This is a genomic window from Pseudarthrobacter sp. NPDC059871 (assembly GCF_042731175.1).
Lineage (GTDB): Bacteria > Actinomycetota > Actinomycetes > Actinomycetales > Micrococcaceae > Arthrobacter.
This window is the reverse complement of record NZ_JBHWJV010000004.1, coordinates 253769-276989: the sequence shown is the minus strand read 5'-3', so window position 1 is coordinate 276989 and position 23221 is coordinate 253769. Positions and strand designations below refer to the sequence as shown.

15 protein-coding genes and 2 tRNA genes are annotated in these 23221 nt (G+C 67.6%); 6 read left to right on the top strand and 11 right to left on the bottom strand.

The annotated features are described in order from the left end of the window. Positions 1-128: 128 nt before the first annotated feature. From ACFV4R_RS08095 to ACFV4R_RS08055, 9 genes are all read right to left on the bottom strand, one after another. Positions 129-974, bottom strand: a complete 846-nt coding sequence (locus ACFV4R_RS08095; RefSeq protein WP_091718243.1) for an aldo/keto reductase — start codon at positions 972-974, stop codon at positions 129-131. A 99-nt stretch (positions 975-1073) separates the two neighbouring features. Continuing rightward, complete coding sequence (locus ACFV4R_RS08090; protein ID WP_377201864.1) at positions 1074-1529, bottom strand: hypothetical protein; 456 nt, start codon at positions 1527-1529, stop codon at positions 1074-1076. 7 nt (positions 1530-1536) lie between these two features. Then, positions 1537-2184 (bottom strand): bacterial proteasome activator family protein, encoded by a 648-nt coding sequence (locus ACFV4R_RS08085; RefSeq protein ID WP_377201863.1) that lies wholly within the window; start codon positions 2182-2184, stop codon positions 1537-1539. A gap of 78 nt (positions 2185-2262) precedes the next feature. Beyond that, on the bottom strand, positions 2263-2466 hold the full coding sequence (locus tag ACFV4R_RS08080) for a YbdD/YjiX family protein (RefSeq protein WP_377201862.1): 204 nt from the start codon (positions 2464-2466) through the stop codon (positions 2263-2265). After that, a complete protein-coding gene (locus tag ACFV4R_RS08075; protein WP_377201861.1) occupies positions 2466-4763 on the bottom strand; it encodes a carbon starvation CstA family protein in 2298 nt (765 codons plus the stop codon). Before ACFV4R_RS08075 ends, ACFV4R_RS08080 begins: the two co-directional genes overlap by 1 nt. 243 nt (positions 4764-5006) lie before the next feature. Next, a complete protein-coding gene (locus ACFV4R_RS08070) occupies positions 5007-7883 on the bottom strand; it encodes a hypothetical protein (RefSeq protein WP_377201860.1) in 2877 nt (958 codons plus the stop codon). Next, a complete protein-coding gene (locus ACFV4R_RS08065) occupies positions 7883-8620 on the bottom strand; it encodes an ABC transporter ATP-binding protein (RefSeq protein ID WP_377201859.1) in 738 nt (245 codons plus the stop codon). Before ACFV4R_RS08065 ends, ACFV4R_RS08070 begins: the two co-directional genes overlap by 1 nt. Continuing rightward, positions 8617-9225, bottom strand: a complete 609-nt coding sequence (locus tag ACFV4R_RS08060; protein ID WP_377201858.1) for a PadR family transcriptional regulator — start codon at positions 9223-9225, stop codon at positions 8617-8619. Before ACFV4R_RS08060 ends, ACFV4R_RS08065 begins: the two co-directional genes overlap by 4 nt. A gap of 122 nt (positions 9226-9347) precedes the next feature. Continuing rightward, positions 9348-10331, bottom strand: a complete 984-nt coding sequence (locus tag ACFV4R_RS08055; protein WP_377201857.1) for an NAD(P)H-quinone oxidoreductase — start codon at positions 10329-10331, stop codon at positions 9348-9350. Between the two features lie 108 nt (positions 10332-10439). On the opposite strand from ACFV4R_RS08055, the gene ACFV4R_RS08050 reads away from it, so the two are divergent. From ACFV4R_RS08050 to ACFV4R_RS08040, 3 genes are all read left to right on the top strand, one after another. Then, positions 10440-10527, top strand: a tRNA-Ser gene (locus ACFV4R_RS08050). A 220-nt stretch (positions 10528-10747) separates the two neighbouring features. After that, positions 10748-11536: a VOC family protein gene (locus ACFV4R_RS08045; RefSeq protein WP_377201856.1), complete on the top strand. Its 789-nt coding sequence runs from the start codon at positions 10748-10750 to the stop codon at positions 11534-11536. A gap of 366 nt (positions 11537-11902) precedes the next feature. Then, complete coding sequence (locus tag ACFV4R_RS08040; RefSeq protein ID WP_377201855.1) at positions 11903-16444, top strand: ExeM/NucH family extracellular endonuclease; 4542 nt, start codon at positions 11903-11905, stop codon at positions 16442-16444. 128 nt (positions 16445-16572) lie between these two features. On the opposite strand, the gene ACFV4R_RS08035 is transcribed toward ACFV4R_RS08040, so the two are convergent. After that, the gene (locus tag ACFV4R_RS08035) at positions 16573-17496 is read right to left on the bottom strand and encodes a TauD/TfdA dioxygenase family protein (protein ID WP_377201854.1); all 924 of its coding nucleotides are present in this window, start codon (positions 17494-17496) and stop codon (positions 16573-16575) included. 587 nt (positions 17497-18083) lie between these two features. Next, positions 18084-20033, bottom strand: a complete 1950-nt coding sequence (locus ACFV4R_RS08030) for an FAD/NAD(P)-binding protein (RefSeq protein WP_377201853.1) — start codon at positions 20031-20033, stop codon at positions 18084-18086. Positions 20034-20120: 87 nt separating this feature from the next. On the opposite strand from ACFV4R_RS08030, the gene ACFV4R_RS08025 reads away from it, so the two are divergent. The 3 genes from ACFV4R_RS08025 (at position 20121) to ACFV4R_RS08015 (ending at position 23219) form a co-directional block, all read left to right on the top strand. Beyond that, positions 20121-22430 (top strand): prolyl oligopeptidase family protein, encoded by a 2310-nt coding sequence (locus tag ACFV4R_RS08025; protein ID WP_377201852.1) that lies wholly within the window; start codon positions 20121-20123, stop codon positions 22428-22430. Positions 22431-22480: 50 nt separating this feature from the next. After that, positions 22481-23032 carry a GNAT family N-acetyltransferase gene (locus ACFV4R_RS08020; RefSeq protein WP_377201851.1) on the top strand — a complete coding sequence of 184 codons (552 nt, stop codon included), beginning with the start codon at positions 22481-22483 and terminating at the stop codon, positions 23030-23032. A 99-nt stretch (positions 23033-23131) separates the two neighbouring features. Beyond that, positions 23132-23219 (top strand) — tRNA-Ser (locus tag ACFV4R_RS08015). Positions 23220-23221: the final 2 nt, after the last annotated feature.

Sequence of the window (23221 nt, the reverse complement as noted above, 5' to 3'; positions counted from 1 at the left end):
TTCACCACAAGAAGGCCCGTGCAACAGAAGAACCCGCACCGCCTGGGCCGGCCAGGTGATGCGGGTTCAACGTCCCAGTTGAGCAGGACCGCCGGCGAAGGCGGAGCGCTCACCGTGAACAGGTTGGCTTACGCGAAGTCGGAGACTGCCGGGTCGGGGCCGATCCTGCCTTCGCCACTGGCGGTCCGGTCGAGGGCGTTGATGGCCTCGACGTCCTCGGCGTCCAGCGTGACGTCGAGTGCCGCGTAGTTCTCCCGGATCCGGGATTCGGTGACCGACTTCGGGATCACCACGTTGCCGATGGCGAGGTGCCAGGCGATGACAACCTGTGCCGGCGTGGCCTGGTGCTTGGCGGCGATGGCGGCGACCGCCGCGTCTTCCAGAAGTTCGCCGCCCTGGCCCAGCGGTGACCATGCCTGCGTCAGGATGCCCTTGGAGGCACCGAATTCGCGCAGCTCACGCTGGCTGAAGTACGGGTGGAGCTCGATCTGGTGGATGGCCGGGACCACACCGGTTTCGTCGATGAGTCGCTGCAGCCCGTCGACGGTGAAGTTGGAGACGCCGATGGACTTGACCCGGCCGCGCTTCTGAAGCTCGATCAGCGCCTTCCAGGTGTCGACGTACTTGTCCTGCTTGGGCTGCATCCAGTGGATCAGGTACAGGTCGAGGGTTTCCAGGCCGAGGCGGTCCATGGACTCCTCGAAGGCAGCCAGCGTGGACTCGTAGCCCTGGTCGGCATTCCACAGCTTGGTGGTGATGAAGATCTGCTCGGGGGTGAGGCCGGAGCTGGCGATGGCGCGCCCCACGCCCGCTTCGTTGCCGTAGATCTTGGCCGTGTCGATGTGGCGGAAGCCAGCTTCGAATGCCTGCCGAACCACCTTCTCAGCCACGCCGTCTTCGACCTGCCACACGCCGTAGCCGAGCTGGGGGATCGTGTTTCCGTCGTTGAAAGTGAGTGTAGGTGAAAGAGTCATGACTTCATCCTGCCAAACGGCGGGCCGTGAAAAGGCCTGATTCGCGGTCTGTCAGCCAGGCGCTTAACCCGGAAAGTCACCCCTGGCAGCGGGAATAAATTACGACTGGGAGCTTTCCCCGGCAAGGTGCCGCTCGGCGTCGGCAACCTGCTCGAAGACGGCTTCTGCGCGCCGGCGCACGGAAGCTGCGCCCACCGGTACGGGCCCGACGGCGAGCCGCAGCATGGCGGCAGCCTCGGCTGTGGTGGCCAGCGAGTTGCCGGCTTTGGACAGGGCCCGGTGCACGCCGGACAGTGCGGCGGGAATGTCCAGGCCGTCACTGGGTGAGCGGCGCTGGGCTTCGACGCAGACCGCCCGCACCCGGTCCAGCAGGGCGGCGAGTTCGTTGGCGACCTCCACCAGCTCGCCGTACAGCTGGTCGTCCTCCACGCCCTCGAGCACCTGGTGGAAGCGGTCCAGTCCCCGGTGGAAGCGGTCGTGCGCGCGGCGCCACAACCCCTTGCCCAGTTCAACGTCGTCCTTGCGCCCCTGCCTGGCGGCGCTGAAAAAACCCAACCGGGACCTACAGGTACTGTCCGGGACCGTGGTCCGGATCATCGCGCTTGCCGGCATTCGCCGGTGCACCCGCCCGGGCTGCACCCGCGGGGGCGCGCTCAGGTTCACCGTTTTCCCCAATCACCACACCGGGGGCGATCACTGTTCCCGGGGGCAGCTGGCGCAGCTGCATCTGTGCGGCGGCGTGCTCCCGGGCAGCGTGCTGGGCCGCGATGGCCGTCTGGATTCCGTGGAACAGCCCTTCGAGCCAGCCCACCAGCTGGGCCTGGGCGATCCGAAGCTCGGCGTCGGAAGGGGTGTTTTCATCGGAGAAGGGGAGGCTGATGCGGTCCAGTTCCTCCACGAGCTCGGGTGCCAGGCCGTCCTCAAGCTCTTTGATGGAGCGTGCGTGGATCTCGGCCAGCCGTTCCCGGGCGGCGTCGTCCAGCGGGGCGGACTTCACTTCTTCCAGGAGCTGGCGGATCATGGTGCCGATCCGCATCACCTTGGCCGGCTCGTCCACCAGGTCCTGCAGGTTGCTGCCCTTGGGCTTGCGGCCGTCCCGCGAACCGGCCGGCGCTCCGGCTTCCGCCGGCACTGCGGGTTCGTTGTCGTCAAGGGTGGTGCCTTCGACGGGGAGGTCCTCAGCTGACGGGGTGTCTTTCGGATCGCTCATGCGTTCATACTCTCATGAGCGATCCGAAGGAACTTCACTCCATGAACCCGCCTGACGCGGCGTCCGCTGAGGGCTAAATCAGCAGCAGCGGCCCTGCGGGTTGGCGTCCTGCCGGTCGGTCCTGTCGCGCCAGAACTCCCGCTCTGTCAGCGGGGGCCCGCTGTGCCCCGAAGCCCGGTGGTGTTCCAGGTACTTGGCGTACGCATCCGCGCCGAGCACCCCGCTGAGGTACCGTGCGAAGCCACGGAACCCGGTGGACAGTACTGCCAGTGGCGCGCTCATCAGTGGTGGCCCGCCCGTTCAAACCGCAGGTTGGCCGGGACCTTCTCCCATTCGGCCAGCAATTCACGCTCGGCAGCCGTGGGGATGAGACCCGCCGGTGCGAAGACGCGGGACGGCAAGGCCGGATCCTCGTTGTCCTTCTCCGTGCCCGTACCGCGGTTCCGGAAGGCTTTCACGGTGGCGAGCACCGCCGTCGCGATCACGATGATGCTCAGCACCACGAAGATCACGGACAGCCAGCCCTGGATGGCGGTGTTGCGGACCACGGCTTCCATGGCGGCAACTGTCTTGGCGGTGCCGAATTCCGTCTTGCCGTCCGCAAGGGCCTTGCTGAATGCGGCGTTGTTGGCGAAGTACCCCACCGCGGGTGTGGGCGAGAAGATCTTCTGGTAGCTGGCCGTGATGGTGACCACCGCCGCGAAAGCCAGCGGCAGGGCCACCATCCACAGGTACTTGAAGGTGCCGCGCTTGGCCACGATGGCCAGGCAGACGGAGAGGGCAATAGCGGCCAGCAGCTGGTTGGCGATGCCGAACAGCGGGAACAGGGTGTTGATGCCGCCCAGCGGATCGGTGACGCCCATCAGCAGGACCGCCCCCCACGCACCCACCATGATGGCTGTGCAGAGCCAGGCACCCGGACGCCAGGAGGCTTCCTTGAACTTGGGGACGAAGTTGCCGATCGAGTCCTGCAGCATGAACCGGGCCACGCGCGTGCCGGCGTCCACAGCGGTCAGGATGAACAGGGCTTCGAACATGATGGCGAAGTGGTACCAGAAGGACATCATGGCCGTACCGCCGATGAACTGCTGCATGATGTGGGCCAGGCCGACGGCCAGGGTGGGAGCGCCGCCGGTGCGGGAAACGACGCTCTGTTCGCCCACATTCCGTGCCGTCTCAGCGAGCAGCTCGGGGGTGATGTTGACGCCGGCCAGGCCCAGGCTGTTGACCCAGGTGGCGGCCGTTTCCACGCTTCCGCCGGTCAGCGCGGCCGGAGCGTTCATAGCGAAGTAGAGGCCGCGGTCGATCGAGATGGCAGCCACCAGCGCCATGATGGCGACGAAGGATTCCATGAGCATGCCGCCGTAACCTATGAAACGGGTCTGCCGCTCCTTCTCAATCAGCTTGGGAGTGGTCCCGGAGGAAATCAGGGCATGGAATCCGGACAACGCGCCGCAGGCGATAGTGACGAACAGGAACGGGAACAGCGCGCCCGGGAACACGGGGCCGTTCTCCCGGCTGGCGAATTCGCTGAAGGCCGGGACGTTGATCTCCGGGCGGACCACGATGATGGCCAGTGCGAGCATGACGATCACGCCGATCTTCATGAACGTGGACAGGTAGTCACGGGGTGCCAGCAGCAGCCACACGGGAAGGATGGCGGCGATGAAGCCGTAGACGATGAGGCCCCACGCGATGGTCACCTTGTCCAGGGTGAAAATATCGGCACCCCAGGAAGTTTCCGCGACGATTCCGCCGCCGATGATGGCGGCCATGAGCAGGACGAACCCGATGATGGAAACTTCCATGACCTTGCCCGGGCGAAGGTAGCGCAGGTAGACGCCCATGAAGAGCGCGATGGGGATGGTCATGCCGACGGAGAAGACGCCCCAAGGGCTTTCGCCCAGGGCATTGACAACGACGAGCGCCAGGATGGCGACAATGATCACCATGATCAGCAGGGTGGCAACAAGGGCGGCGGTACCGCCGATAACGCCAAGTTCCTCGCGGGCCATCTGTCCAAGCGAACGCCCGCCGCGGCGCATGGAGAAGAACATCACCAGGTAGTCCTGCACGGCACCGGCCAGGACCACACCGACGATGATCCAGATGGTGCCCGGCAAGTAGCCCATCTGCGCCGCGATGACCGGGCCAACGAGTGGACCGGCACCGGCGATGGCTGCGAAGTGGTGCCCGAACAGGACGTTCCGGTCCGTCCGGACGTAGTCCTTGCCGTCGGCCTTGTACTCGGCGGGGGTTGCCCGCCGGTCATCGGGCTTGGTGATGAACCGTTCGATGACCTTGGAGTAGAACCGGTACCCGATCAGGTAGGTGCACACCGAGGCGAAGACGAACCAGATGGCGTTGACGGTTTCGCCCCGGACGATGGCGAGCATGAACCATGCCACGCCGCCCAGCAGGGAGATCGCCGCCCAGAGCGCGATCTTTCCCGGGGTCCATTTGCTGTCTTCGGATTCGCGGACGGCCTCGTCCACTGCCGTGGGTGGGAGCGCCGGGTCGGTATCCACCGCGCCCTCCCGCCCCGATGAACCGGACCTGTTCTCTGGCGCTGCGGCCATGTCTCCTCCTCGAGATTCGTGCGGATCTGCTCTGAGGCACCCTACCGAACCCGGGGGTGCGGGCGGCGACGGTTCTGCCGGGTGCCCGGGGTTATGCGGCAGGCGGCAGGCAATCGGCGACGAACGACGGCGGACGGGCGGCCTGTGAATTCCACGTTAGGCTTCCTTGGCCCATGCCAAAAGAGGCGCGCCATGGGAATCGGTTGCGGCCACGCCCCGCGGAGGGCACTCCGGGGAACAGGATCAGCTGCCCGGCGCCCTTCGGGTCATCGGCAGCGCAGACCGGGTGAAGGCCCACGCCAGGGCTGATCCGGTCAGCGGGATGGCCACCACCATGGCCGCGAGGGGAAGCCAGGGTACTTCGAGCGATGAACGCATCTCCGTGGAAGCGACGATGAGCACCGCGGGAACCGTCCCGGCCACGGTCCCCAGCACAGCGCCCAGACCTGAGGTGAAGAGCGCCTGGGACGCCGCAAGGGCCTTCCTCAGCCGCGGAGCCGCCCCCACGCCTGCCAGCGTGGCGTGGTCCGTCCGGGCATCGGCAAGGGCAAGCCCGGTGGTGACTCCGGCCGCGCTGAACGTGATCAGGGCACTGATGGCGACGATCAGCCAGCCCATCCATGCCTGGTCTTTGGGGATCCCCGGTTCCGCCCAGAATCCCAGGCCTGACTGGCCAACGACGCCCGCCACCGCACCGGTCACCGCGTCAACCTCGGCCGCCGTTGGGGACCGGCTGAGCTGGATGGCGAGCCCCGCGGTTTCCGGCGCAAGGCCCAGGCGCCCGGCCGTGGCCGGCGAGACGATGCCGTAGTACGGCACCGCCACCGCAGGTTCCAGGATGACGGCATCCAGGACGGTACTGCTGACGGCGTCATGGACGATGGACCCGTCCGACGGCGATGGCTGCTGGGTGCGCACGTCCAGGCCCTGCAGCTCGGCTTTCCCGTCGCGGACAAAGGCTGGGTTGGTCACCACCATGGCCCCGGCGTCCAGCGCGGCGGTGATGTCCGCCCCGGCCTCGCGTCCGAACATGGCACGGATATCGTCCGCGCCGCCCACCAGGATGGACCGGTCCGAGGCCTGGTCCGAGGCCATGGACCCACGGCATCGCCAGTCGTCCGGGTCCACGACGCGCCGTTGTGGCGTGACCGGACATTCCTGGCCGCTTGGCCTGGCAAGGGCGTAGAGGAGGCAGTTGGACGTTTCAGTCGCCACGGGCGCGCCGGGATCCGAGCCTTCCCCGAAGCCACAATTTTCCACCGGCGCGGGGGTGGTGACTGTCCTGGTCCAGGAAACGCTGTCCAGGACGCCTGAGACGGCTGCCGAGAGCCGCTGGGGGTCGACGGTCACGGCCGGCGCGGCAGTGCCGTCCGCCAGCGGTGGCTGCCCAAGGCTGAGCGGCAGGTACGCCTGGTTCTCCAGTGCGCTCCAGGAATGCGACAGGCGTTGCCCTGCCAGCTGGCTGGATGACAGCACCAGGGCCGCACTCGCCAGGGTGGCGGCGGCAAGGACGGCCGCCACCGCAGGGACGGTCCGGCTCCGGTTCCTGGCGGAGTCCCGGGCCGCCATGCGCAGTGGCAGGGGCATGGCCCGGGTGCGGGATGTCAGGGCTGCGGTCAGCCATCCGGTCAGGAGCACCAGGGCCACCACCGCCAGGACCGCTCCCCCGGCCAGCATCGCGGAGACTGCGGCGGCCTGCTGTGCCCGCTGGTCGGGATCTTTGGCAGAGCTGCCCAGGGCCCAGCCTGCGGCAAGCAGCCCGGCGGCCGCCAGCAGCACAGCCGCCCCGATGATCGTGCTCCGCCGTCCGCTTGCTGCCGGTGCCCGTCCGGATTTGAGCGCACCCAGCAGTGCCTGCCGGGCAACGAGGTTGGCCGGCGCCAGGGCGGCAAGGATGCAGGCCGCCAAGCCCATCAGCATGGCAAGGGAGGTCAGCAGCGGGTCCGGGTGGACGCCCGCCAGGCGGGCGGAACCGGTGGAACGGACCCACCAGACCACCCCGGCCGCAGCTGCCACGCCGGCAGCGGCGCCGGCCGTGACGGCCACGCCGCCGAGCCACAGGCCGCTCGCGGTGACCACTGCACGGATGGTGGGTGCTTCGGCTCCGGACGCCGCAAGAAGGGCGAGTTCACGCACCTGGTGCTTGGCCCCGACGGCGAACGCCGCACCGGCCAGGAGTCCGACTTCCAGCAGGGCAAGGGCGCCCACCACTGCGAAGGTGGCGTAGGTGGCTACCGTCTCCGAAGGGACTCCCGCCGGCCTGGCCCCCGGCACGGTCAGTTCACCCGGCGGCGGCGGATCCAGCACCACACTGCGGGACAGCACTCCCACGCCTTTGCTGTTGGCCTCCCTGACCTGCTGCCAGGTCACCGGTTCCGGGCCTGTCACATAGTAGGAGACAGCCTGCGCGGCAGCGGGCCCAGGGACCATTCCTGCGGGTACCTGCCCGGACTGCAGGTACAGCGTGCTGTTGTTATCCGAAGCGTCCGCGTCGCGTACGGTGCCCACGGGGACGAAGGTCCCCGCCGACGTCGTAAATTCCTCGCCAAGCTTCACGTCGAACCGCTCGAGCAGCCCTCGTGAGGCCAGAACCTCTGCACCGTTTGCCGGTGCCCGGCCGTCCAGGAGGGTGAATTTTCCCTCGAAAGCCTCGTGGAGCGCGTCCACCTGCACCCCGTTCAGCGTGACCATTGCCTCCCCCACGGAGGTTGTCAGCTGCAGTTGCCGCAGCGGAAGCACCCCGTAGCCGGGCGGGAGCAGGTCCTTCGGGTCTGTGGGAACAAAACCAGGATCCAGCTCTCCGGTGCTGGAGCGCACGTAGGCGTCATTCATCGGATCCTGGATGGAGTCCCCATTGGGCGTGGGCAAAGCGACGAAGCGTGCCTGGGTGTTGCCCAGTTCGAACCGCACAATTTCCTGTGGTGTCCGCTGCGAACTCTGGTACAGGGTGCCTGCCGCGGTCATTCCGGCCACCGGCAACATGATCAGCAGGACGATCAGGAAGGACCGGCCCCTGTGCCGGACAATGTCCCGACGGGCCATCCGGACAGCGATGCGGAAGCTGCTGCGGCGCGCACCAGGTGCCGCTGCCAGCTCCAGCGGCGGGTGCCGGTGGGGCATCAGAGGCCGGCCTGCGTCAGGAGGAAGGTGGGATCGTGCATGGCCGCCGCCTGGTCCACAATCCGGCCGTCGCGAAGGAACACCACCCGGTCCGCCCAGGCTGCGTGCCGCGCTTCATGGGTGACGAGCATGACGGCGGAACCGGCGTCCGCCCGTGAGCGGAGGACCTCCATGACGCCATGCCCGGTGGTGGAGTCCAGCGCACCGGTGGGTTCGTCTGCCAGGATCAGCCGACGCTGGCCCACGATGGCCCGCGCAATGGCGACGCGCTGCTGCTGGCCGCCGGACATCTGGTCCATGAAACGGTCCGCAAGTTCCGGGATGCCCACCTGGCGGAGGGCGTCCAGCGCCTGCCGGCGCGCTTTCCTGGCGGCTGTCCCGTCAAGTTCCAGCGGAAGGGCCACGTTTTCGGCCGCGGTCAGTGTGGGAACCAGGTTGAAGTCCTGGAACACGTAACCCACCGCACGCCGGCGCAGCCTGGCAAGCTCGTTCAGGCCGAGTCCGGCAAGCGGCGTCGACTCCACGAAGACACCGCCCGACGTCGGCCGGTCCAGTCCCCCGGCCAGCGCCAGCAGGGAGGATTTTCCCGAGCCGGACGGGCCCATGACGGCTACGAACTCGCCCGCTGCGACGGTGAGGTCCACGTCCCTCAACGCGGCGACCGCCGTCGCGCCTTCCCCGAACGTCCTGCTCACCCTGGCCAGTTCAAGGACCTGCTGCGGCCCGCGGACGCTCACCGCCGGTTGTCCGCGTTGAGCGGGGCGGCGTCTTCCGTGACCCCGTTGGACGTTTTGCGCGAGGCACCCTGGCCGGCCGATTGTGCCTGCTGGACCATCCTGGCTTCGCAGAGATCCAGCCAGCGGACCTCGGCCTCGGTCTGGAAGATCAGGGAATCGAGCACCAGAAGCCAGGCGGTGTCTGCGGTGCGCTGGTTGGCGGCGGTGTCGCGGCGGGCCTTGGTGTAGTCCTGCAGTGCCCGGATGGAGGCCACCCGCTGGGCCTGGATGATGGCCTGGACGTCCACGCCGGGAAGGGTGACGGCGAGCGCCAGCTTGATGGCGAGTTCATTCCTGGGCGGGTTGTTCCGCTCCACGGGGGCGGCGAACCAGCCCTGCACTTCCGCGGCGCCGTCGGCGGTGATGCTGTAGACCACATGGCCGCCGCCGTCGTCGCCTTCCCTGGCCACCAGGCCGTCGCGTTCCAGCCGGTCCAGGGTGGTGTAGACCTGCCCGATGTTCAGGGGCCAGGTGGCTCCCGTGCGGTTTTCGAACTCGACCCGCAGCTGGTAGCCGTAGCGCGGCTGGTCCTGCAGCAGGGCGAGGAGGCTGTGGCGTATGGACATGGTGCTCCCCCGCGCTTAGTCACTAACCGGTATGCACAGGCCCCCAAGACCTGTGCATACCGCGTATAGCTGAGCCTAGCCCGTGGATGTAGATCAAGCAATACTCGGTATCTATCCGGCGGTCACATCACCAGCAGGACCTTGCCCACATGGTCGCCGCTGTCGAAGTATTCGTGCGCTGCGCTGACCTGGTCCAGGGGGAACGTCTTGGCCACCAGAGGCTGGATCCTGCCGTCCGCCACCATCGGCCAGACGTGGTCCCTGACCTCGTTCAGGATGGCGCCCTTTTCGGCTACCGGCCTGGGGCGAAGGGCGGTGGCCACCACCGCGGCCCGCTTCCTGAGCAGTTCGCCAAGGTCCAGTTCACCCTTCGTGCCGCCCTGCAGGCCAATGACCACCAGGCGCCCGTATTCGGCGAGCGCCTCGACGTTTTGCTTCAGGTACTTGGCGCCCACCACATCGAGGATCACGTCGGCACCCTTGCCGCCGTTTTGCCGGCGGAGGCTTTCCGGAAAGTCCTCTTCCGCGTAGTTGATGGCGATGTCCGCACCCAGGAAGGCCTTGGCGGTGCTGACCTTCTCATCGGTGCCGGCCGTGGTGGCCACCTTCGCGCCGTAGGCCTTGGCCAGCTGGATGGCCATGGTGCCGATCCCGCCGGTGGCGCCATGGATGAGGACGGTTTCCCCGGCCTGCAGCTGGGCCGTCATGACCAGGTTCGAGTACACCGTGGCAGCCACCTCCGGAAGAGATGCTGCCGTGACCAGGTCAACACCGTCGGGCAGCCGCAGGACCTGCTCCGCGGGGACGGCAACCTGCTGCGCGTAACCGCCGCCGGCGAGCAGCGCCACCACTTTGTCGCCCAGCGAGAACGGCTTGGTCACACCCGTACCAAACCCTGCGATGCGGCCGGAAACTTCGAGTCCGGGGATCTCCGATGCGCCGGGCGGCGGCGGGTAGAACCCGCGGCGCTGCTGCACGTCAGCACGGTTCAGGCCGGCGGCCACGACGTCGATCAGCACCTCGCCGGGACCGGGCACCGGGGCCTCGACCTCGCGTACCTCGAGTACTTCCGGTCCTCCCGGTTCCGAAATGTAGACGGCTTTCATGGACCACTCCCTGTTCCTGACTCAATACCGGTCCAACCAGTGTGCACCGGGTATGCACTGCGGGCCTGTTTTGTTGCAGGCAAGTGCCTATGAAACACTACTCGTTGAGGAAGGTTGTCCGAGCGGCCGAAGGAGCTGGTCTTGAAAACCAGTGTGCGGTAACCCCGTACCAAGAGTTCGAATCTCTTACCTTCCGCGATCAGGACCCCCGCCCGCCGGCAAAACCGGCTGGCGGGGGTCCTTCGTTTTAAGTCCGGACTTCTTCCGTTGACCCTGCCTGGATGCGTTGGCGGCCTCCTGCGCTCAGGCCTATTGATCGCTGTCAGTGCCTGCACATAGGGTCAGGGTGACCGGCTTCACCCACTTCCGCACACGCTTCCGCCAAGCCGTCCGCACCCCCGCGACAGGAGACCCTTATGCCGAGCCCCATACCCACCCCCGGCGCCCCCTGCTGGATCGACCTCGTGACCTCCGATGTTGCCGCCGCCCGCTCGTTCTATGGAGAGCTCTTCGGATGGGAATTCGAACAGGGCGACCAGGAGAAGTACGGCGGCTACACCACCGCCAGGAAGAACGGCAAGACAGTTGCCGGGATCATGCAGAAGGATGCCGGCATGGCGGCCATGCCAGACGTCTGGTCCACCTACCTGCGGAGCGAGGACGCCGCGGCCACCGCCGAAGCCGTCAGCAGCCACGGCGGCCAGGTCTACATGCCTCCCATGGATGTTCCGGAGCAGGGCTTCATGGCAATCTTCGGGGATGCGTCCGGCGCCTCCATCGGCGCCTGGCAGCCCCGGGAGATGAAGGGCTACGAGCTGGTGGCCGAGCCCGGTTCCGCCGCCTGGCATGAACTGCACGCCAAGGACTACGACGCTGCCGTGCGGTTCTACCAGGAGGTCTTCGGCTGGGACACCGAGGTCATGAGTGACTCGCCGGAATTCCGCTACACCACCCTGGGGTCGGGCATGTCCGCCCAGGCCGGGATCCTGGACGCTTCCGGATACCTGCCGGCCGAGGTCCCCTCGCACTGGCAGGTCTACTTTGCCGTGGCGGACACGGACGCCAGCATCGCCCAGGCCACCGCCATGGGCGCCACCGTGCTGGACGGCCCGGAGGACAGCAGCTTCGGCCGCGTGGCCTTGCTCGCCGACCCCACCGGCGCCACCTTCAAAATCATCTCCAGCCAGGCACCGCAGGGCGGCTAGCAGACCCAACTCCGGCGGCGCCGAACGGAAGCCGCACTCATCACACCAGACTGATACCGGCCGGGGCTTCTTGCTACCGGCCGGTATTGTTTGTGATGGCCGGCACATCCAGGTATCAGGTGCCGGCCACCGCAACGGCATCACCGGTACGGGGCCACGGTCGCTCCGGAATGGTGGGCGGGCCGCTCCGCTGGGGATCGCTCCGCCGAATGCACGCAATGGCCACTTTGCGTTCATTCAGTGCTGTTGGGATGTGCCGGACAACCACTTGACCAGGAGCAGGGTCCGGCCCCAGTCCGATCGGTACAACCCGGACATACTCCAATGGGTCCCCCACCGGGGACAATCTCATGAAAGTAAGAGCGGATGCATCAAACACCTTGGAAATTAGCGCTGGGCACAGCGTTGTCGGCGGGGCTCATCGCAGCCCCGTTGACGGCCCTGCCTGCGGCAGCGGACAGCACGGCCGCGCAGGTCTCAGCCGCGGCAGGCACATCGCCCGTTGTCATCAACGAGGCCTACGTCAACGGCGGAAGCAGCGGCGCCGCGTACAAGAACAAGTTCGTGGAGCTCTACAACACCTCGGACGCCCCCGTGTCCCTGGACGGCTGGTCGGTCCAGTACCGCGCAGCCACCAGCACGGGTTCGCCCTCCGGACTCGCGGCTCTGTCCGGTTCCATCCCGGCCAAGGGCCACTACCTGATCCAGGGCGCCAGCAACGGGGCCAACGGTGCGGACCTCCCCCAGCCCGACTTGGTGACGTCCCTTAGCCCCAGCGGGACCACGGGGACCATCGTGCTCGCCAAGCAGCCCACCGCCGCCGTCCTTCCCACAGGTTCCGTAGTGGAATCTGCCGGCGTGGCCGACCTCCTGGGCTACGGGGCGTCCAACACGTTCGAGACCCAAGTAGCTCCCGGCCCGGCAAGCAACGGCGACGCCAAGAGCATCAACCGGGCCAACGGGACGGACAGCAACAACAACGCTGCCGATTTCAGCCTCAGCTCCACCATCACACCGACAGCCTCCGGCGGGACTGCGCCCAACCCTGATCCGACGCCCACGCCCTCGCCTGATCCCGTGGCCAAGACCATCGCCGAGATCCAGGGTACCGGCACCGCCAGCCCGCTTGTTGGCACCACCGTGACCACCAAGGGCAAGGTCACCGCTGCGTTTCCCACCGGCGGCCTCAACGGCTACTACATCCAGACACCCGGCACCGGCGGCGACCTGGCGGGCACCAACCACGCCGCCTCCGACGGCATCTTCGTTTACTCGCCCGCCACGGTGGGATCGGTCAAGGCGGGCGACTATGTCCAGGTGACCGGTACCGTGACCGAGTACTACGGCATGACCCAGGTCAACGTCACCGCGGCAGCCGGGCTCACCCAGCTCACGGAGGCGGCGCCCGAGGTGAAGCCCACCATCTTCACCCTGCCCGCCACGGAGGCCTTCCGCGAGTCGCTGGAAGGCATGCTCCTGGCGCCGGAGGGGCCCCTGACGGTGACGGACAACTACAGCCTGAACCAGTACGGCGAGATCGGGCTGGCCGGAGGTACCACTCCTCTGGTGCAGCCCACCGCCGTCGCGCCGTATGGCTCGGCCGAATACAACGCGGCCGTGGCTGACAACGCCGCCCGCGGCATCAAGCTCGACGACGGCGCCAGCACCAACTTCCTCAAGGACGCCGCCACCAAGGCCGAGGTGCTGCCCTACCTCACCACCACGGACCCGGTCCGCGTCGGCTCCCCCGCCACGTTCACCACCAACGTGGTGCTCGGGTACGCGAACGACACCTGGAAGCTGCAGCCGTTGACCCACCTGACCGACGCCAACAAGGCAGCGGTCCAGCCGGCCACGTTCGGAGCCACCCGCACCGAAGCCCCCGCAGCAGTGGGCGGCAACGTCAAGATCGCCTCGTTCAACGTGCTGAACTACTTCCCCACCACCGGGGACACCCTCACGGGCTGCACCTATTACGGAGACCGCGCCGGCAACCCGATCACCGTCCGCGGCGGCTGCGACGCGCGCGGTGCCGCCAACGCGGAGAACTTCCAGCGGCAGCAGAACAAGATCGTCGCTGCCATCACCAAAACCGGCGCCGACGTGGTCACGCTCATGGAGATCGAAAACTCGGCGCAGTTCGGCAAGGACCGGGATGACGCCCTCGCCAAGCTGGTCGAGTCGCTGAACATCCCCACGCCCGGCATCTGGGACTACGTCCGCTCACCCGCGAACGCACCCCCGCTGGCCGACGAGGACATGATCCGCACCGCATTCATCTACAAGAAGGCCGTCGCAGAACCCGTCGGCGAGTCCGTCATCCACAACGACACCACCGCCTTCGCCAGCGCCCGCAAGCCGCTGGCCCAGGTCTTCAAGCCCGTGGGCGGCGGCGCAGGCACCGAGTTCATCGCCATCGCCAACCACTTCAAGTCCAAGGGCTCCGCCGCAACACCTGACGACACCGACAAGGGCCAGGGCAACTCCAACCTCGCCCGCACCGCCCAGGCCAAGTCCCTGCTGGACTTCGCCACCTCGCTGCAACAGTCGAAGGGCACCGACAAGGTCTTCCTGATCGGTGACTTCAATTCCTACGGCAAGGAAGACCCCATCAACGTCCTGACGGCCGCCGGCTACGTCAACCAGGACGACAAGGCAAAGAACGCCGACGGATCGGCCAAGCACTCGTACCTCTTCGGCGGCCTGGTGGGATCCCTGGACCACATCCTGGCCTCCCCTGCGGCCAACGGCGTGGTGACCGGCGCCGACATCTGGAACATCAACTCCGTTGAATCAGTGGCCCTGGAATACAGCCGCTACAACAACAACGTCACCAACTACTACGCACCGGACCAGTTCCGCGCCAGCGACCACGACCCCGTGGTGGTGGGCCTGGACCTGAAGTCCGCACCCGCCAGCGTTGACCTGAACTTCCTGGGCATCAACGATTTCCACGGCCGGATCGACACCAACACCGTCCAGTTCGCCGGAACCATTGAGAAGCTGCGGGCGGCCGCCGCCCCCGGAGCAACAGCATTCCTCTCCGCCGGCGACAACATCGGCGCGTCCCTGTTTGCCTCCGCTGTGGCCAAGGACCAGCCCACCATCGACGTGCTGAACGCCCTTGAACTGAAGGCCTCGGCAGTGGGCAACCACGAGTTCGACGGCGGCTGGGCTGACCTGCGCGACCGCGTCATCGCGGACGGCAGCAACGCCAAGTTCCCGTACCTCGGCGCGAACGTGTACCGGAAGGGCACCACGGAGCCGGTCCTGCCGGAGTACACGGTGCTGGACATGAACGGCATCAAGGTGGCCGTCATCGGCACAGTCACCCAGGAAGTACCCTCCCTGGTGACACCCGCCGGCATCGCCGACCTCGACTTCGGTGACCCTGTGGAGGCCATCAACCGGGCCGCGGCGAAGATCACGGCAGGCAACCTCGCCGACGTCATCATCGTGGAAAACCACGACGGCGCCGGGTCCGGTGTGGTGGAAGGGTCCACGCTGGAGCAGGAAGTGGCAGCCGGCGGCCCGTTCGCCAAGCTGGTCACCGAAACCTCCGCAGACGTTGACGCCATCTTCACCGGCCACACGCACAAGGAGTATGCCTGGGACGCCCCCGTCCCCGGCGAGCAGGGCAAGACCCGCCCCATCGTGCAGACCGGCAACTACGGCGAGAACGTGGGCCAGATCCAGCTGACGGTGGACACCGCCACCAAGGAAGTCACCGGCTACAAGGCCGGCAACGTCAAACGGACCACGGACGCGGCAGCAGACCTGATCGCTGCCTACCCGCGCGTGGCAGCGGTGGACGGCATCGTGCAGAAGGCCCTGGCGGCCGCAGCCGAGGTGGGCAACCAGCCCGTCGGCTCGGTCACCAAGGACATCACCACCGCCTTCAGCACCGACGCCACCGGCACCGCGAAGCGCGACGACCGCGGCAGCGAGTCCACCCTGGGCAACCTGGTGGCCGACTCACTGCTCGATTCGCTCAAGCCGGCCGAACTGGGCGGGGCCGAGATCGGCGTCGTGAACCCCGGCGGCCTCCGCAACGAGCTGTACTACGCTCCGGACGGAACCATCACCTACGCCGAAGCGAACGCCGTGCTGCCGTTCGTGAACAACCTCTGGACCACTTCCCTGACCGGAGCGCAGTTCAAGACCCTGCTGGAACAGCAATGGCAGACCAACGCGGACGGCACGGTTCCCAGCCGCGCCTACCTGCAGCTGGGCCTGTCAAAGAACGTTAACTACACCTACGATGCCGCCCGCGCTGCCGGTGACAGAATTACGTCGGTCCGGGTCAACGGTGAAGTGCTGGATCCTGCCAAGTCCTACCGGGTGGGCACGTTCAGCTTCCTGGCCACCGGCGGCGACAACTTCCGGGTCTTCACCCAGGGAGCCAATACGCGGGACTCCGGGCTCGTGGACCGGGACGCGTGGATCGGCTACCTGCAGAAGAGCAGCCCGGTGTCCCCGGACTTTGCCCGGCGTTCAGTGGCCGTCACCAACACCACCGCGGCCACGGTCAAGCCCGGCGAAACGGTCAACCTGGCGGTCTCCAAGCTGGACCTGACCTCGCTGGGCAGCCCGGTGAACACCGCACTGGCCGCCGTTTTCACCGATGCGGCCGGCAAGGCCACCCAGGTGGGAACCGTGCCGGTATCGGCAGGGTCCGCCACCGTCAGCCTTGCTGTTCCGGCAGGTGCTGCCGCCGGCACGGCAACGCTGGTGCTCACCGCGGCGGAGTCCGGAACGAAGGTGACCGTAGCGGTTCAGGTGGCAGCCACCACGCCGCTGCCGCCCGCGTGCACGGCACCCACCAAGCCGGCCAAGTGGTACGACGTCCTGGGCTGGATCCGCTATGGCATCGCCTGGCTCCAGTACCAGCAGTGCCTGCGCGGCTGACACTGCGCCGGTAAGTCATAGAACGCAAAAGGGTGTCCCTCCCGGCCATGCGGCCGGGAGGGACACCCTTTTTCATTGCGCGGGAGCTCGTCTCCCTGCGGGGTACGCCTGCATACCAGGACAGGAACTCAAGGCACGACGACGGTTTCCGAGTACGTGGACGAGTCACCCTTGATGGAGGTGCTGCTGCGCCCGTCCACGCCCACCGGCACGTCACCGGCAATGGTCACCCGGTTCAGCTTGCGCGGCTGGTGGTCGTAGTTGTCCGGCGCGTAGTGCTGGGTGATGCGGTTGTCGAACAGGACCAGCTGGTTGGGTTCCCAGTTCACCCGCACCACGTTCTCGGGGCGGGTGATGTACGCCTGGAGGATCCGGAGGATGTCCTTGGATTCGGTGTTGGACAGCCCCACGATCCGCAGCCGCTGGGCGAACCCGCCGATGAACAGGCCGCGCTCGCCCGTCAGCGGGTGCACCCGCACCACGGGGTGGGCTGTTTCGAAGACGATCCTGGTGAATTCTTTGCGCCGCTCCTCCGCGTTGGCATGTTCGAGGTTCTTCGGCCGCGAGTAGTCATAGTCGTTGGTGTGGATGGCCCAGAGGGTGTCGGCGAAGTTGCGCAGTTCGTCCGGCAGGTCCTGGTAGGCGCCGGCGGAGGATGCGATGAGGGTCTCTCCCCCGTAGGCGGGAAGGGTGATGCTGCGCAGGGTGGAGGCCTGCGGCGGGTTGACCACGAAAGTGACGTCCGTGTGCCAGTTGTTGGCGCTGCCGTTCTCGCTGTCCACCGGCAGTACGGCGGGTTTGCCTTCCACGGAGGCGACGGTGGGGTGGGCGTTGGTGAGCGGTCCGAAGCGGCTGGCGAACCTGACCTGGTCCTCATCCGTCAGTACATTCGCTTCGCGGAAGACCAGCGCCTTGTGGACGTTGAGGGCCTCGCGGATCTGTGCAACGGTGTCCGGGCTGAGGTCTCCGCTGAGGTCCAGGCCGCGGATTTCGGCGCCGATGCGGGAGCCGAGCTTGGCGAATTCGAGCTTTGTTTCGGTAACGGTGGTCATGGGTGGTCCTTGCCTTTCGCTGCGGGGTGTTTGGCTCAGTTCAGGTGGTTGGGTTTGCGTGTGGCAACCACTAGAGCAGAGCTCACTGGGATGCAGAAGAGGCAGGTTCTCCGCAGGAAATCCCAAGAAATGTGCGGCCACGCAGGGTTATCCGGAGTCTTGCCGGGCAGCACGGAGGACACTGGCGAAACCCCGTGTCACATTCGGACTGCGGGCGTTCATAGTCCGTAAGGAAAGATCCGCTGAGGGCGTCACAAGTGGTCATGGGGACCGGCCAGCCGGACGCACAGTTGGCCGACGGCGGGCAGTCCCGGCGCTTTTTGCGGTCCCGTCCGGGTGCCCGACTGCGGGCACGTCAAGTCATGCCGCCGCGGAGCAGACCGGCGGGAGGAATCCGTATCGAATATTTCTACCGGGAAAGAAGCCCTGTTACGTGGCACGGCGTTCCCCGTGCACCTCTCTACCCGGGCAGGCCTCCCCAACGGCCGGAGACGGAGGAAGCGGATGAGCGCGGAATGGCGGGATAACCGCCACAACAGAGCGCGCGTTGGCGGCATAACCGCCACAACAGAGCGCGGGTTTCGGGGTCAGCGGCCCAGGATGGCCTGTGCGATTTCGTCTGCGTCCCGGAGGGTGCGCTGGCCGCTGCGGTAGGCCGGGGTGCCCGGCTGGTGCGCCTCCGCGGCGATGGCGGTTCCCCACTGGGCTGACGAAAGCTGCAGGCCCAGCACGTACATCCCCCTGGTGACTGACCCATTGGCGGCGAGCGGCCGGTACGGGTGCGGTTCCACGTCCAGGCCGGTGGACTGCACCGGCGCCCCCTCGGCGGTCATCATGTGCCTGGACCTGACCAGCCCGTCCTTGAGCAGCTGTTGCAGGAGCGGAGAGTCATTGGCCGAGACCCGGTTGCCGGGCGCGAGTGCCTCCACCATGGTCCGGGCGGCGGCGGGCGGGCCATCAACCCAAGGTGAGGACGCGGTGAAGGTTCCGGCTTTGCGGTCCACGCCGAATTTCGGATCCGGACCCACAAAGCTGACGACGCCGGCCCGCGCCAGCGCTGCCAGCTGCTCCGAGCGCAACGCAGGCGGCCCGCTGGCCAGCCCTTCTACAAACGACTCGAACCAGCCACGCAGGCCGGCCACCCAGGATTCGTCGGTGATGCCGCCGTCGGCCACTGCCGTCTTTAGGACGGCGCGGCCGCGGTGCAGGGCACCGATGGCCATCTTCACGGGGTCATCCTCGCCGAGCGCGGAGCGGCGGGCGTCGTCGAGGAGGAACTCGACGACGGCGGCGTCCTGCTCGGCGCGCGACGCGAAAGTGCGTCCCGCCAGGGGCGCGGCGAGCCCCTGAAGGTCCAGCCGGTGCCGCGGCCCCACGTGGATGGCCAGTACGCTGTCCACGGCGTCTTCCCAGTTGGCGGCGCTGTGCGCGTGCGGGTGCAGGGCTTCCTCAAGGGCCGCCAGGAACGCTGCACTGTCCGGGACCGCGCCGGGCTGTGCGCGTACCAGCGTTGAGTAGTAGGCCCAGAGGGTGTCGCGGTGCAGGAGGGGCCAGAGGTCGTGGTCGAACCCCGGGCGGATACCGGCAGCCTCGAACCGGTCCAGCGCCGCTTCCGTAAGGTAACGGAGGGTGACCGAGGAGGCGTAATAGCCTTCCAGCGCCGCTTTGGCCCGGTAAGGGGTCCCCCGGCGGGAGGCGGCGATGATGAACGGTTCCTGGCCGGAGGGCTCATACTCCAGCCGCCCGGCCGGGCCGCCGGCAGTGAATTTGCCGCCACGGCCCTCGGTCAGCTGGACCATCGTGTCGAAGAAGTTCAACCCCATGCCGCGCACCAGGACCGGTTCACCGGACGGAATTACTGCCCAGTCCACGTCCGCCGGAACGGCCGGCGGCAGGTACCGCAGGCCCAGCTGCTCCGCGGAGGCCTGCAGCTCGCGCTGTTCGGGGTTGAGCCTGGACGGGATGTGCCCGAGGGCCAGCACCACCGAATCTGCGCGGATCGCCGCGCCGGTGGCCAGGCCGACGTCGAACGTTCCGTCTCCCAGCGGGTGCACCGACAGGGCGGACGTTTCGTGGAATTCGATGGTGACGCCGTCGGGCGCCTCGGCGAGCAGGTCAGCCAGCGTGGAGCGAAGGTACCTGCCGTAAATCGCTCGGCTGGGGAAGTCGTTGGACCCGAGCACTGCCAGTTCGGCGCGCTCATCCGCAGTGAGGGACGGGAGCGGTTCCTGCCGTTGCCGTTCGCGCCAGCGGTCGAAAGTGGTCCCGGCGACGGCGGCGGGCAACCCGGGATCCTCGGGAATCAGCGTGGGGTAGAAGGACTGGGTGTTCATCAGGAACAGCCGCGACTGCCCCGGCTGCCAGACATGCCCCGGCCCTGCGGGGTAGGGGTCGACGACGTCGATGTGGAGCCGGACGGCAGCCCCGCCTTCCCGTTCGGCCCGGTGGCTGGCGTGGGCGAGCAGGCGCTCCAGGACGCTGGTGCCCCTGGGGCCGGCACCGATGATGGCGGTCCGGGTGCTCTGCGTATTTTCCACGCCTTCCAGAGTACGGGCTTGAGGTGAAGAGGACCGGCTGGCCGCTTGACTTGCCACCCCCGCGCGGATGTTGTTTGGATGGGGCGCATGACCACCACTGCAGCTGACTCAGCGTCCGGCCACGGCAACACCCCCACGGACGGCACGCCTGCGGGCACCGGCCCCGGGGGCCCCGGCGGCCCCGCGCCGGAGCCAACCGACGAAAATGTGTGGCTCGAGGAGATCTACGGCGAAGAGCAGCTCGCTTGGGTCAAGGAGCAGAACTCGCGCACCGAGGACCTCCTGGAGGACGCAGACTACGCGGAGCTCGAGGGCAGCATCCTGGAGGTGCTGGACTCCACCGACCGGATCGCCATGGTGGGCAAACGCGGCGACTGGTACTACAACTTCTGGAAGGACCGGGACAACCCCAAGGGCCTGTGGCGGCGCACCACGTGGGAAAGCTACTGCACGGATTCCCCCGAATGGGATGTCCTGCTGGACGTGGACGCCCTGGCCGCCGCCGAGGGCGAGGAGTGGGTGTTCCACGGTGCCACGTTCCTCCGGCCCGCCGCGGGCGAGCCTTACCGGCACGCGCTGCTGGCGCTCTCCCCCGACGGCGGCGACGCGAACCGGTACAGGGAATTCAACGTCGAATCCCGCACCTTTGTTGACCCGGCGGCGGGCGGTTTTGACCTCCCGACGGCGAAGGGCAACGTGTCCTGGCTGGACGCGGACACCCTACTGGTCTCCTCCACGGCTGACGGGCTGCCCAGGACGGCGTCCTCCTACGCCCGGACCGGCGTCACCCTGAGACGCGGCGAAACCCTGGCCGGCGCACCCCGGCTGTTCGAGGTTCCCGAACAGCACATGATGGCCGTGGTGGCGCACGACTCCACCCCCGGTTTCGAGCGCACCTTCGCCGTGGACTACATCGACTTCTTCAACCGGACCAACCTGGTGCTGCGCGACGGTTCATGGGTGGCCATCGACGTTCCCACCGACGTCAACGTCAGCGCCCACCGCGAATGGCTGCTGTTCCGTCCGCAGCGGGACTGGGCGCTGGAGGGCACCACTTATCCGGCAGGCGCATTGCTCGCCGCCAATTTCGAGGACTATCTGGCCGGAGCACGGGACCTCGTGGTGCTGTTCACGCCGGACGCCCACACGTCCATGCAGTCGTGGAGCTGGACGCGGAACTTCCTGCTCCTCAATCTCCTGCGGGACGTGTCCTCGGAAATCCGGGTGCTGGACCCGTCCCGCCCGGCGGACGCTGCCGATGGGTCCTTCGGGGACGGATCCGCCTGGGCCTCCACGCTCCTGGATGCCTGCCCGCCGCTGCATGACGTCAATGCCTATGCCGTGGACGATGAGGATGAAGCAGCGGCCGACGGCGGTGCGGGCGACGACTTCTGGCTCATCGCCACCGGATTCACCACGCCCAGCACGCTGATGCGCGGCACACTGGAACGCGGCGCACCCGAAACCAGCCACGACGACGCCGGGGCGCCCGGCGTGGTGAGCCGGCACACGGAGGTGAAGTCGTCGCCGTCGTTCTTCTCCGACGCCGAGTACGAGGTCCAGCAGCACTTCGCGGTCTCCGACGACGGCACACGGGTTCCGTACTTCCAGGTCTCCTCCCACAACCTGCCCCTCGACGGCCAGAACCCCACCCAGCTCTCCGGCTATGGCGGCTTCGAGGTCTCCCGGACGCCCGCCTACAGCGGAACGGTGGGGCGGGCCTGGCTGGAGCGGCGGACCACCGGGCTGCCGGTCGACGGCGGGGAGGCGCCGCACTCGCGCGGCGGCGTCTACGTGGTGGCGAACATCCGCGGCGGCGGCGAATACGGGCCGGCGTGGCACCGCGCCGCCCTGCAGGAAAACCGGCACAAAGCCTACGAGGACTTCGCCGCGGTGGCACGGGACCTGATCTCCCGCGGCGTCACCTCCCGCGAGCGCTTGGGCTGTGTGGGCGGCTCGAATGGCGGGCTGCTGGTGGGCAACATGCTGACCCGCTACCCCGACCTGTTCCGGGCCGTCTCCTGTGGCGTGCCGCTGCTGGACATGCGCCGGTACACCAAGCTTTCCGCCGGGCACTCCTGGATCGCGGAGTACGGGGACCCGGACGTTGCGGAGCAGTGGGACTACATCCGGACGTTCTCCCCGTACCACCTGCTCAAGGACGGCATCGAATACCCCGAAACGTTCATCTGGACGGCCACCTCGGACGACCGCGTGGGCCCCGTGCAGGCACGAAAGATGGCGGCCCGCATGCTGGCCATGGGCATCCCCAATGTCTGGTTCCATGAGGCGTTGGAGGGCGGCCACGCTGGAGCGTCGGACAACCGGCAGGCGGCTGCTTTGCAGGCCCGCAGCCAGCACTTCCTGTGGAAGGCGCTGGCGGGGGGAACGTCGTGACGGCCGTGCCCGCGCCGGGTGTTTCTGGGTCTGGGGTGCCCGGTCCTGCGGTGCCTCGGCCTGAGGTCTCGCTGCTGCCTGCTGTCTCGGTCCGCAGGGCTGTTGCCACGGATGTGGAGCGGCTAGCGGACGTGCACATCCGTTGCTGGCAGGAAACCTACCGCGGGATGCTGTCCGATGCGTTCCTGGAAGCTGCGGACAGGGACGGCCGGCTGGCGCTGTGGCGGCACCTGCTGGACCGGCCGGACCCCGCCGAAGCGTGGGTGGCGTGCGACGGCGACACTGTAGTGGGCTTCGCCGGTGTGCGTTCAGTTCCCGCACCGGATTCCGCGGAAGGACCCCCGCCGCCGGAATCCGGCCCCCTGGAACTGTGGGGGCTGTACCTGTTGGCATCCCACCAGGGCCTGGGCCTGGGACGGCAGTTGCTCAGCACCGCCCTTGGCACCCAGGCTGCGAGCCTGTGGGTGGCCGCGGCCAACAGCCGGGCCATCGGCTTCTACCGCCGGTTCGGCTTCATGCCGGACGGCGTGGAGGACACTTTGGCGGACTGGGAGGACCTGCCCGAGATCAGGATGGTGCGCCCGGTCCAGCCCGCTGCCTAGGCTGACCGGCCCCGGCCAGCCTTCCGCGTCGCGGGGCCGCAGCCGTTTTGCACTGCATGGCCGGATCTGCGTATCCTTGGTGGGCTAGGAATAGCAATTGGAGACGTGCCAGAGCGGCCGAATGGGCTTCACTGCTAATGAAGTGTGGGGCACAACTCCACCGGGGGTTCAAATCCCCCCGTCTCCGCG